Origin of the sequence: Psychrobacter sp. S1-30-MNA-CIBAN-0213, from assembly GCF_040309845.1 — a bacterium.
Classification (GTDB): Bacteria; Pseudomonadota; Gammaproteobacteria; order Pseudomonadales; family Moraxellaceae; genus Psychrobacter.
Map to the genome: position 1 here is coordinate 72,286 of NZ_JBEOPE010000010.1, position 12,456 is coordinate 84,741.

Below are 12,456 nucleotides of genomic sequence, written 5' to 3' on the forward strand. Positions count from 1 at the left end.
TGATTAACTATAGCCCTAACTAGCTATAAATCAAATATTATAGAAAAATTGTTCAGTGACTACTAAAGCTCACTACTCACAATATAACTAAATATAACCATTACTGCTAGTGGCTTAGATGTAGCTAGTATATGGAACTCAATAAGTTCGTTAGTTACTTTGATAAAAGTAAACATTTAAGCTCTAAACAGTCTTTACGTTATTGCTGATTATAATCATTAGCACTTTTCTTGCAGCAAAAAAAACAGCCCTTAAAGGACTGTTTTTATAATACATTAATTAGCGTTAAAGTGAAGTATTTTCAAACAACCTTAAGCACGGTTTTTATATTTGCGGATAGTCTGTAACTGTGCAACTGACTCTGCTAATGAAGCTAATGCTGCATTGGTTTGGACAGTATCAGACTGGTTAACGAGCATCTGTTCAGCTTTCTTACGTGCTTCAACGATTTTACTTTCGTCAAGGTTATGTGCACGCATCGCTGTATCGGCTAACACCGTAACCATTTTTGGTTGTACTTCTAACACACCACCTGATACGTAAATGACTTCTTCTTCACCGTTAGGCGTTTGCACTCGCATCGGGCCAGGTTTTAGCAAAGTAATAAGTGGTGTGTGGCCTGGCAACACACCAATTTCGCCTTCGCTACCGCTAGCGATTAACATACTTATTTCGCCTGAATATAACTCTTCACGGGCACTTACGACGCGACATTGTAACGTTGCCATACCTAATTCCTTACGTTCAAAACACAATCAAAACTGCGATGCATTACTGACGAGTAGACATCATAATTATAATCTATCTACTCGTTAGCGACTACTGATACAAATTACGCTGCAGAAGATTTCATTTTTTCTGCTTTAGCAACTACTTCGTCGATGCCACCAGCCATATAGAATGCTTGTTCTGGTAGATCATCATACTCACCAGCGATAATTGCTTTAAAGCTAGCAATGGTATCGCGTAGTGGTACATATTTACCTGGTGCACCAGTAAAGACTTCAGCAACGTGGAATGGCTGTGATAAGAAGCGCTGAATTTTACGCGAACGATAAACGACTAGCTTATCTTCTTCTGATAACTCATCCATACCTAGGATGGCAATAATGTCTTTTAGCTCTCTATAGCGCTGCAAGATTTCCTGTACGCCACGAGCAACATTATAATGCTCTTCGCCAATTACTAATGGATCTAGCTGACGCGAGGTTGAATCCAATGGATCAACCGCAGGATAGATACCTTGTGAAGCGATATCACGGCTTAGTACAACAGTCGCATCCAAGTGAGCAAACGTCGTTGCTGGTGATGGATCCGTCAAATCATCCGCAGGAACATATACGGCTTGAACTGAAGTAATAGAACCTGACTGCGTTGAAGTAATACGCTCTTGTAGCATACCCATTTCTTCAGCGAGTGTTGGCTGATAACCAACTGCTGATGGCATACGACCAAGCAGTGCTGATACTTCAGTACCGGCTAGTGTATAGCGATAAATGTTATCAACGAATAATAGTACGTCTCGACCTTTACCAGTTTCAGGGTCTTTAGTATCACGGAAGTACTCAGCCATGGTCAAACCAGACAGTGCAACACGTAGACGGTTACCTGGTGGCTCATTCATCTGACCATATACCATCGCAACTTTAGATTTGCTAAAGTCTTCAGTATTTACAACGCCAGCTTCTTGCATTTCGTGATAGAAGTCATTCCCTTCACGAGTACGCTCACCAACGCCAGCAAATACAGACAAACCTTCATGTTTAAGGGCGATGTTGTTGATCAATTCCATCATGTTGACGGTTTTACCAACACCAGCACCACCAAACAGACCAACTTTACCACCTTTCGCAAACGGGCAAAGTAGATCGATAACTTTAATACCAGTCTCTAACAGCTCAGTGCTGTTTGACTGATCCGCGTAGCTTGGTGCTTCACGGTGGATAGACCATTTTTCGTCAGCCTCTACAGGACCTTCTTCATCGATAGGACGACCAAGAACATCCATAATGCGACCAAGCGTACCGATACCAACAGGCACAGCAATAGGTGCACCAGTGTTGGTAACAGATAGGTTACGCTTTAGACCTTCGGTTGATCCCATGGCAATAGTACGTACAATGCCATCACCTAGCTGTTGCTGCACTTCTAGGGTGGTTTCGGTACCGTCTACTTGCAAGGCATCATAAATCTGAGGAACTTCGTTACGGTTGAACTCAACGTCAAGAACCGCGCCAATAATCTGTACAATACGACCGCTACTCATTGCGTTCTCCTTGAACTTCTATATATAGGTGTAGTCAATTATGAAACAGCAGCAGCACCGCCAACGATTTCCGAGATTTCTCGGGTAATCGCCGCTTGACGCAGCTTGTTATAAACCAACTGTAAATCGTTAATTAGGTCACCAGCATTATCTGTTGCCGCTTTCATAGCCACCATACGTGACGACTGTTCAGAGGCAATATTTTCCATTACCGCTTGGTACACAATCGATTCGATATAGCGCCCAAGTAAGTCATCAATCAAAGTTTTGATATCAGGCTCGTAGATATAATCCCAGCTAAGTTCCGTCTGCATACCGCTTTCTTCATCGCTAAATGAACCCTCTGGCAAAGGTACCAGTTGATTAACAGTTGGCTTTTGAGTCATGGCATTGACGAACTTGTTATATACGACATAGATACGGTCTATTTTACCGTTACTATAGTCATCAAGCATAGCTTGAACCGGTGAGTTTATTTGCTCAAAGGTCGGCTTATCGCCATAGTCAGTTACTGCAGAAGTTACTTTACCGCCAAAGCTCTTAAAAAAGCTAACACCTTTAGCACCAATAACGGCAAATTCAGCTTGAACTGACTGATCTTGATAGTTTTGAATACTTTTAGATAATGCTTTGAATAGGTTAATATTCAAACCACCCGCAAGTCCGCGATCGGATGTGATGACGATGTAGCCAACCTTATCTACTGGACGCGATACCATGTACGGATGTTTATAGTCTGATGAAGCATGCACCAAATGTGAAATAACCCGGCGCATACTATCAGCATACGGGCGACCCACTTCCATGCGCTCTTGAGCACGGCGCATTTTACTCGCCGCTACCATTTGCATGGCACGAGTAATTTTTTGGGTGCTTTTAATACTGGTGACTTTGGCACGTATCTCTTTTAAGCTTGCCATAATGATTCCAATATAAGAGGGTTAAAAAGCATTGGCGCATGCAACAATCAATTAATATAAAAAATTAAACTTGCAGAATAATGTTTTTCATTCTTGTAGCATTGCGCGATCTAATACCGTCAATGGTTAGAACAGTGGCGCAAATATCTATTCAGACAACGCGCCACTTTATCAAGCTATAAACTACAGCTATAACCAATTCGGCTTAACCCGTTAAATTAATAACTGTGATTTTGTTTAAAGGTCTCTAAAGCTGACTTTAAACGACCTGCGATGTCATCATTGTAGTTCGCAGTGTCATCAATCTCACGCATCAATTCACTTTGCTCATCATGCATATAACGTAAGTAAGCTTCTTCAAAAGAACCAATTTTTTCAACTGGTACATCTGCTAAGAATCCTTCGTTTGAAGCATAGATAACAGCTGCTTGTTCAGCAACAGACATTGGCTGATACTGTTTTTGCTTCATAAGTTCAGTAACACGCTCACCATGATCAAGCTGTTCGCGAGTCGCATCATCAAGATCTGATGCAAACTGAGCAAATGCTGCCAGTTCACGATACTGAGCTAGTGCAGTACGAATACCACCAGATAGCTTTTTGATAATCTTAGTCTGAGCAGCACCACCAACACGAGATACCGAAATACCAGCGTTTACTGCTGGACGAATACCTGAGTTAAATAAGCTAGATTCTAAGAAAATCTGACCATCAGTAATTGAAATTACGTTGGTTGGTACGAATGCAGATACGTCACCAGCTTGAGTTTCAATAATCGGTAATGCGGTTAACGAACCAGTTTTACCAACTACTTCACCGTTAGTGAATTTCTCTACATAAGCCGCATTTACACGTGATGCACGCTCAAGTAGACGTGAATGTAAATAGAATACGTCCCCTGGATAAGCTTCACGACCTGGCGGACGACGTAACAATAGTGAAATCTGACGATAAGCGACGGCTTGTTTTGATAAATCATCAAATACAATTAGTGCGTCTTCACCGCGGTCACGGAAGTACTCGCCCATCGTACAACCTGAGTACGGTGCGATATACTGTAGTGCTGCTGGCTCTGAAGCTGAAGCAACTACTACCGTAGTGTATTCAAGTGCGCCAGTTTGCTCAAGCTTACGTACAACGTTAGCGATCGTAGAACGCTTCTGACCGATGGCCACGTATACACACTTAATACCAGATGATTTCTGTGCAATGATTGCATCGATAGCCATAGCGGTTTTACCCGTCTGACGATCACCAATGATAAGCTCACGCTGACCACGACCAATTGGGATCATGGTATCAACGGCTTTATAACCAGTCATTACTGGTTGATCTACTGATTGACGGTCGATAACGCCTGGGGCGATTTTTTCGACTTTGTCAGTCATCTTAGCATCGATAGGACCTTTACCATCAATAGGATTACCCAAGGCGTCAACAACACGGCCTAGCAGCTCAGGACCTACCGGTACTTCAAGAATACGACCAGTACAATAGGCTTTTTGACCTTCTTGCAGCTTTAGGTAATCACCAAGTACTACCGCGCCAACAGAATCACGCTCTAAGTTAAGAGCCATTCCGTAGATTTCGCCTTCAAACTCAATCATTTCGCCGTACATGGCATCTTCAAGACCATGAATCTGCACGATACCGTCAGATACTTTGACAATCGTGCCTTCATTCTTTGCAGTTGCACCCGCATCAAGGTCTTGAATACGCTGCTTAATCAGGTTACTGATTTCCGCTGGATTCAATTGTTGCATTGCCTTGTTTCCTTTAATTTATGATAACCCGCCCACTGACTTAAATGCTCTTATATCACGCAGTTTTTATTCAACTGCGTCGACGAATGGCATTAGGCAGTTAGCTGTGTTTTTAACTGTTGTAACTTGCCACGCATAGAATCATCGATGATTTTATCACCAATTTTGATCGTAGCGCCTGCCAAAAGACTAGGATCAACCGCTTCATGAATTACTACACTAGCATTTAGCGAGGCAGCAAGACGTGTTTCCAACAGCTCACGCTGTGCGTCGGTCAATGGATAGGCAGAAGTCACATATGCGTCAAGCTGCTTTAAGCTTAAAGCCTTGTGACGGCGATAATGCTCATAAACTTCAGGAAGCAGTGCCAGACGCTCTTGTTCTGATAACTGATTAACGAAGTTGCTAAGCGCTATTGATACTTTTGAATAGCTGGCGTTACTGTCATGGCGATGCCCTTGGGTCTCACCTAACAACTGCTTAAAAGCAGAATCACTAGCGCTAGCTACTTGTGTATCATAAAGATCGACCAAAGCAGCTGACTTATGCTCAGCAGAAACGGCTGGATTGTCTAGCAACGGTTGGAACGATTTGTCATTGACAATCGTACTGGCAATGAATAAGAAGTCTTCCCATTCATTGACCACTCCGTGTTCATTGGCATAGTCAAACGCGGCTTTAGCGTACGGTCGTGCTAAGGTTGATAAGTCAGCCATTATATCCTCACAATTACAGCTTCGCCGCCAGTTGGTCTAACATACTGGCATGTTTTTGCACATCGACTTTTTCTTGCAAAATCTTCTCTGCACCAAGTACAGCCAGTTCAGCAACTTGGGCACGCAATGATTCGCGCGCTTGATTGATTTCTTGGTCGATAGACGCTTGCGCTTGTTGACGAATGCGCTCGCCTTCCATTTGGGCTTGCGATTTAGCATCTTCGACGAGCTGATTGGCGCTTTTATTTGCTTGCTCGATCAAAGCCGCAGCTTTAGTCTTTGCAAGATCAAGCTCCTGCTGTACATCTTGCTCCGCGGTAGCCAAATCTGCTTTTGCTTTTTCTGCGGCATTCAAGCCTTCAGCAATTTTACGCTGACGCTCATTAATGGCACCGATAAGTGGTGGCCACACGAATTTCATGCAAAAAATCACAAATATTGCAAAAGCAATGGCTTGACCGATGAGGGTAGAATTGATATTCACGTGATCACCTCTTTGTTAATGAAAAATCAGTTTCATTGATCATGTTTGGCAGTCAAATTTTGACTATATTTGATAGAAAAACTCCGAATACCAAACATTTACAACTGAGCTTTCTGATTAACCTGCTAGAGGGTTTGCGAACAACAATAGCATAGCAATACCAACACCGATCATCGGAATAGCATCAAGTAGACCTGCTACGATGAACATACGAGTTTGCAATTGTGAGCCAAGCTCTGGCTGACGCGCAACACCTTCTAAGAACTTGCCGCCTAAAATAGCAAAACCAATACCTGTGCCAAGTGCGCCAAGACCGATAAGTAACGCTACTGCGATAACTGTGTAACCACCTAATACTGGATCCATTGATGTATCCTCATTTACCTATTGAATGTCTAATTAATGTTCAGTTGATGATGCAAGCGACATGTAAACTATCGTCAGCATCATAAATACGAACGCTTGAAGTGTAATAATCAAAATGTGGAAGATAGCCCACGGTACCGATAACGCCCATTGAATCCAAAACGGCATAAGAGCAATCAGTATGAAAATCAACTCCCCAGCATACATGTTACCAAATAGACGCAGACCTAGTGAAACAGGCTTTGCAATCAAGGTAACAGCTTCTAAGATAAAGTTGATGGGGATTAAAATAATTTGTAGGATAGGGTTTTTGGTACTAAACGGATGTAGTGTTAACTCACCGATAAAGCCGCCCAAACCTTTTTCTTTAATACTATAAAAGATAATCAACACAAAGACAGAGAACGACATGCCAAGCGTGATGTTAGGATCGGTTGTTGGAACAATCTTAAAGAACACATGATGTGGATCATGACCCATAGCGGCGCCAATCTGCCCAGCAAGACTTGGAATAAAGTCAATAGGCAATAAATCCATCAAGTTCATCAAGAAGATCCACACAAAAATGGTCAATGCCAAAGGTGCGATCAATTTTGAAGTACCACTGTACGAATCGCGGACGTTGTTATCAACAAACTCAACGATTAACTCAACCGCTGCCTGAGTTTTGCTTGGCACGCCTGAAGTAACTTTTTTGGCAACCATCCAAAAGATGGCACAAAATAAAATACCCAGACCAATTGACCATAGCATAGAATCAAGATGGATAGCCTTAAAGCCCATCAGACCTGCTTCTTCAGCAGTATAGGCGACTTTCCAACCTTCGCCCGGCAGATAGCCGTACGTCCAGTTCGTTAAGTGGTGAGAGATATATTCTGATGATGTTTGTTGCTCGGCTGCCATAATGTAAGCTTCTTATTAATCAACGATTTAATCAACTACCAAAGAATACGGTTGTTATCTGATAAGTATACTAATAACAATATTTGCTTAGATTTAACTGAATCCTTTAAATCGGCCAATAGCCCACTATAAATTCATCTCATCTGCAAATAAATTGCGTTCATATTCTCATGTAATCAACAACATCCAACCCATACTTCTCGTGCAAATACTGATTTTTGACAGACTTTAATAAAATTTAGTTATCAAAAAAGGGCTTGTGATGATTCATTACTAGCCCTTAGCATCTGCACTTAAACATACTTAAAGTTATAATATTAGTGTTTGCCGTTATCTTGTTCGCAAGATATGTGCTTAATACAGCACGTTTAAGCAAAATAATTAGCTGCCTATCTTAATGCAGCGTAGTATTCGTGTAAAGGCAATTATGTGTTTTTTGTCTACTGTGTAACTAAGGTAGCAGCTAATAGCGTTTAACAATATAGGTTTGCGCCTATAATTAAATTGTAAAACATTATTTTCGCTAGATTATTGTGCTTGGTAACTAAACATCTGCTTAAGCATCAGTTAACAGTTACCTCACGCAATTGATATTGCGACCTTTACCTTTACTCTTAATATGTTGAGCAACTATCTTTATAGTAATTTCACAGTATTCTAAAAACAAATTTATTATTAATTTTCGACTTAGTCGTAGAGAAGTTAGACGGCAGGATGACACTTTTCGTGCTATTAATAACGTTATGCTTGTATAGTTAGCATTGCTATCATATTAAACAAGTACAGGAGCTTGATAATTGTTTTGAGCAACTGTTTTTCTTGTCGTTAGCGTATGTGCCACAACATCCAACTGTGACTAATTTGCATTACCATAAAACCGATAAATAGCGCAGGCGCAGATAGGGGTTGTACGGTAATAAAAATTAGTGCGAAACCAAACACTGTCAGTAGCCATTTGGCTGCCTGACCTCGATATAGCTGGCTGACAATATGTCGGCGCGCGCGATATCCCGTGTGCCAAAAGATAAAAAAAGCAAATACAGCTTGAGTAGCAAAGCTTAATAGCGCACCAATGGCTGTACTCTTCGCTACGATAAGCTGACTTTGTAGCCAGCTAGTATCTAAAATCCAAGCGACAATGATTAGGATAAATAGTATCCATGCCTGACGCCTGAGGTAGATAGCGATTTTATCTCTTTGCGTGCGTTTGGCAGGTTTGGTCATTAGCTTACCTATAGCGTTGGAATAATAACCGCAGCATTTGGATCATAACAGCATATAAATGGCATGCTTACCTATGAACGGTTCACTATACAGCTGTAACCTTTTAACCAAAATAAAACGCCACTTATTATAAGGAGCAACTAATTATTTAGCAAGCAATATATAGCAAATATCAAGCCTTTAGCTGCTAATTTGCCAATTAATTAGCTATAAGTCCAGTAACCATTACTCAATATTCCAACTAAACCCTTTATAGTCTTCAGAAATCTCCGAGTGCTATCAATTGCTAAGATATGCAATCTCGTATCTGCTGAGCCATATTAGTCCAGCCGCTGACGAAGTCTTTACTACCACTCATATCTTCAGCTTGTACGGTAGTATCCACTGGCTGAAGCTTGGCCAGCAAACCTTTAGCAGGACGGCTAGGACTAACCATACACATCCGTTTAGCAGGACGCTGCTCATTAAGCCAACGTAGCTGACTGGCTTTGGGCGCTAGATGATCATCCGTACTTAAGCTACCAATAAGCTCTAACTGCAAAGCTTTTTCAATATATTGATAAGCATCATGATAAGCCCAATAAGGATATGTTTTTTGACTATTTGACTTTGTCAAAGCTACTGCCCTATCGATATGTTGAGCAAATTTCTTTGCGTTGGCTTGATATAGATTTTTGTGTTGTGGATTCGCATGACTGTGAATGACCGCAAGCGCACGGGTAATTGCCTTAGCATTTTCTGGATCTAGCCAAATATGTGGATCCAACGTACCAGCGATAGGTTTGCCCTCGACATCACGCAGTGGATGGCGATTAAAAGCATCAAAAGCAAATAAAGAGATGGCATTAGGAGCAGTATTCAAACTGGATGCTAGGTTGTTCTCTAGGGGCTCGCCAAACCATACGACAAACTTACTATCTTGAATTGCCTTGATATCGCCAGGGCTAATGCTACCATGATGTCCAACCTCCCCTGCTTGTAATAATCTCTGCGCAGACGGCGCGCCCTCAGTCACCGCATTACTTAATAAAAATAATGGATAGTTGCTTACACTAACCGTTGCTGCTTGTGCAGTCATTATAAATGAGCTTAAGAACAATAAAGATACAGTTAACATCCATTTGGGCTGACGTAATAATCGCCGTATTCCATCGAAAGATAAGCAACTGAGCTTATTGTGAGAATGCTTACTTATTTTGACCATATTCACGAGATTTTGGTGATTAGGATGCATGTGACATTTGTCCTATGAGTATAATTTAGAAAATAGAACTTAGATGAATAGATTAGCACTCTGGAGATTATAATCTTATGCCGCTATTTTATTATGTTATACTATAACAATAAAAATGGCTAATATATTTGTCATTAATAACCTTTTGAATGTTTTAGCTTATACTGTCGGACGCTATATCATTGTTTTTTGGAGTCTATGCTATGTCTTCTACCTTATCCGTCGATAATCATGTGCACGACAACCATTTGCATGATGTTCAGTATTTTACGCCGCGTGATGTCAATGAGCGTTTAGAAGCAGCTAAAGAGCAATGCCGACTACGTGGCGTACGCTTTACTCCGCTTCGTCAGCAAATATATGCGCTGGTATTGCAAACTAATAAACCAGTAGGTGCTTATGATTTAATCACGAAGCTGCAGCAAATGCGTACTATAGCGACCGCGGCGGGTGATAAAGAGGAAGCGCAAAAAAACGTAGCCCCGCCAACCGTTTATCGAAGTTTAGAGTTTTTGTTAAGTGAAGGATTGATTCATCAACTGACTTCAATCAATGCCTATGTCCCTTGTTGTCATCCACGTGCGCAACATACCGCAGCATTTTTAATCTGTGAGCAGTGCCAGCGTGTGCAAGAATGTAGCAGCTTGCCGGTGCAAGAGATGATGAGCTTTGCGGAGCAAGACGCTGGGTTTATTGTTACCCGTAGTGTCATTGAAATTAGCGGACGCTGCCAAGCTTGCCAATGAAGCCTTTATACAATTTTTAGATTTCCACTCCGTTTTTTAATTAATTTATCGGCTGTCACCCTATGAGCCTTTTAGTGCAATCCTCTAATAAGAAACCCCTTCATATACGTACTGACACTCTATCTGCATCTAGTGCTGATAAAGGCGTACCATTACTTACCTTGAATGATATTAGCTATCATATTGGACAGCAACGATTGGTCCAAAATATTAATATCAATATTGCTGTCAATGAAACTGTTAGCCTGATCGGTCCAAATGGTGCAGGAAAGTCAACGTTGGTTAAACTTATTTTAGGGCTAATTACACCTACTGAAGGTAAGATTACCGATCATCAGCCGCTACAACTGGGTTACGTTCCGCAACGGTTTTCTGTACCTCCTATCTTGCCATTACGGGTACAAGACTTATTGGGACAAGCAGATAAAAAACGTTTAACGCCTGAGCAACGCCAGTTCATTTTCGATAACTTGTCTTTGAATCATTTATTATCACGGCAAATGCTCCATCTCTCTGGCGGTGAAACCCAACGCGTATTATTGGCACGAGCCTTATTAGATAAGCCTAATCTATTGATTTTAGATGAACCAATGCAAGGGCTAGATCCCGACACTGAGATTTGGCTATATCAGTTTATTGATGAGTTACCAGATTTTTTACGTTGCGCGATGCTGGTAGTGTCTCATGATCTACATTGGGTTATGAAAGGCAGCCGACGGGTGATTTGTTTAAACAAGCATATTTGCTGCGAAGGCCAACCTAGCGAGCTTGCCATCACTGCTGAATTTCAAAAGTTGTTTGGTCATCATTATGAGCAGCCCTATGTGCATAAGCCGCATGCTTGTGAGCATCACGTAATGAATGATTTACAATAGACCAAACTAAACGTGCCAAAACTAAAAATAGTTTTTACGACTCCTTTCTTATGAAAAAAATTAACGGATATCAGTTATGACCGCCTGGTTAGCCATCATTGCCCCTGCTTGGATTGCCGGCAGTATTTTAGGTCTACTATCAGCACCGCTTGGCTGCTTGGTATTATGGCGACGCATGGCTTTTTTTGCCGACGCCTTGGCTCATGGAACACTATTGGGAGTTGCACTTGCCGTTTGGTGGCAGCTGCCAATGGGTATTGGTGTTGCCTTGGTCAGTGTCGTGGTAGTATTAGGACTGGTATTGATTGACGATGAACGTCTACCTACTGATGCGGTATTGGCAGTGGTAGCTGTATCGCTGTTGTGCTTAGGGCTATTAACCTTGACCCAGCTTACTGATCAACAAGCGAATGTATTAGGATTTTTGTTCGGTAATCTACTTGAGCTTGATTGGGCTGACTTACCACTAATCGCTGGCAGTGTGCTGGTAGGATTGGGTTTTTTAACATATATCTGGCCTGCTCAAATAAAACTAGCCACTCATGAAGCGCTTGCCCGAATTCAAGGAATTAATCCGACACGGCAGCGCCTATTTTTTATGGGTGTATTAGCAGGTTTCTGTGCGATTGCGTTGCAGGCGGTGGGTAGTTTATTAATAAGTGGTTTATTGGTGTTGCCCGCATTAACGGCACGTTTATGGTCGGCGGCGCCTAGACAGATGGTAATCTTTGCGCTGATCGTAGCACAAGTAGGCGTGACGCTAGGAGTTTGGGGTAGTATTTGGCTTGATATACAGACTGGACTTGCTATTGTATTAGTATTGGCTATTTTGTTTTTTGGTGCACTGATCGTATCCAAAATTTGGACTCAGCCTCATTGAAAATTTCCCATATCAACTGCTAAGCTGGGTTAAATACTGAAATTTCTTGACAGGACTTGAAAAAAAACCATCAACTTTA

13 protein-coding genes are annotated in these 12,456 nt (G+C 41.6%); 3 read left to right on the plus strand and 10 right to left on the minus strand.

The window, feature by feature from the left end; genetic code table 11:
- Positions 1-311: 311 nt before the first annotated feature.
- The 10 genes from AAEY87_RS10355 to AAEY87_RS10400 form a co-directional block, all read right to left on the minus strand.
- Complete coding sequence (locus tag AAEY87_RS10355) at positions 312-728, minus strand: F0F1 ATP synthase subunit epsilon (protein WP_068038362.1); 417 nt, start codon at positions 726-728, stop codon at positions 312-314.
- Positions 729-832: 104 nt separating this feature from the next.
- Positions 833-2,266: a F0F1 ATP synthase subunit beta gene (gene atpD, locus AAEY87_RS10360; protein WP_068038365.1), complete on the minus strand. Its 1,434-nt coding sequence runs from the start codon at positions 2,264-2,266 to the stop codon at positions 833-835.
- A gap of 38 nt (positions 2,267-2,304) precedes the next feature.
- Entirely contained in the window at positions 2,305-3,186 is an 882-nt protein-coding gene (atpG, locus tag AAEY87_RS10365) for a F0F1 ATP synthase subunit gamma (RefSeq protein WP_068038369.1), read from the minus strand.
- Between the two features lie 218 nt (positions 3,187-3,404).
- The gene (atpA, locus tag AAEY87_RS10370) at positions 3,405-4,949 is read right to left on the minus strand and encodes a F0F1 ATP synthase subunit alpha (protein WP_068038372.1); all 1,545 of its coding nucleotides are present in this window, start codon (positions 4,947-4,949) and stop codon (positions 3,405-3,407) included.
- A gap of 92 nt (positions 4,950-5,041) precedes the next feature.
- Entirely contained in the window at positions 5,042-5,665 is a 624-nt protein-coding gene (locus AAEY87_RS10375) for a F0F1 ATP synthase subunit delta (RefSeq protein ID WP_350657107.1), read from the minus strand.
- Positions 5,666-5,678: 13 nt separating this feature from the next.
- Positions 5,679-6,149: a F0F1 ATP synthase subunit B gene (locus tag AAEY87_RS10380; RefSeq protein WP_068038378.1), complete on the minus strand. Its 471-nt coding sequence runs from the start codon at positions 6,147-6,149 to the stop codon at positions 5,679-5,681.
- Positions 6,150-6,266: 117 nt separating this feature from the next.
- Positions 6,267-6,515 (minus strand): F0F1 ATP synthase subunit C, encoded by a 249-nt coding sequence (gene atpE / locus AAEY87_RS10385; RefSeq protein WP_010197960.1) that lies wholly within the window; start codon positions 6,513-6,515, stop codon positions 6,267-6,269.
- A 33-nt stretch (positions 6,516-6,548) separates the two neighbouring features.
- Positions 6,549-7,418 (minus strand): F0F1 ATP synthase subunit A, encoded by an 870-nt coding sequence (atpB, locus tag AAEY87_RS10390; protein WP_068038382.1) that lies wholly within the window; start codon positions 7,416-7,418, stop codon positions 6,549-6,551.
- 825 nt (positions 7,419-8,243) lie between these two features.
- Positions 8,244-8,642 carry an ATP synthase subunit I gene (locus AAEY87_RS10395; protein WP_350657108.1) on the minus strand — a complete coding sequence of 133 codons (399 nt, stop codon included), beginning with the start codon at positions 8,640-8,642 and terminating at the stop codon, positions 8,244-8,246.
- Positions 8,643-8,928: 286 nt separating this feature from the next.
- Positions 8,929-9,720, minus strand: a complete 792-nt coding sequence (locus AAEY87_RS10400) for a metal ABC transporter solute-binding protein, Zn/Mn family (RefSeq protein ID WP_350657109.1) — start codon at positions 9,718-9,720, stop codon at positions 8,929-8,931.
- Positions 9,721-10,079: 359 nt separating this feature from the next.
- Between AAEY87_RS10400 and AAEY87_RS10405 the strand changes: the two genes are divergently transcribed.
- The 3 genes from AAEY87_RS10405 (at position 10,080) to AAEY87_RS10415 (ending at position 12,377) form a co-directional block, all read left to right on the plus strand.
- Positions 10,080-10,622 (plus strand): Fur family transcriptional regulator, encoded by a 543-nt coding sequence (locus AAEY87_RS10405; RefSeq protein ID WP_350657110.1) that lies wholly within the window; start codon positions 10,080-10,082, stop codon positions 10,620-10,622.
- A 62-nt stretch (positions 10,623-10,684) separates the two neighbouring features.
- Complete coding sequence (locus AAEY87_RS10410; RefSeq protein ID WP_350657111.1) at positions 10,685-11,497, plus strand: metal ABC transporter ATP-binding protein; 813 nt, start codon at positions 10,685-10,687, stop codon at positions 11,495-11,497.
- Positions 11,498-11,573: 76 nt separating this feature from the next.
- Positions 11,574-12,377, plus strand: a complete 804-nt coding sequence (locus AAEY87_RS10415; protein WP_068329683.1) for a metal ABC transporter permease — start codon at positions 11,574-11,576, stop codon at positions 12,375-12,377.
- Positions 12,378-12,456 lie beyond the last annotated feature (79 nt).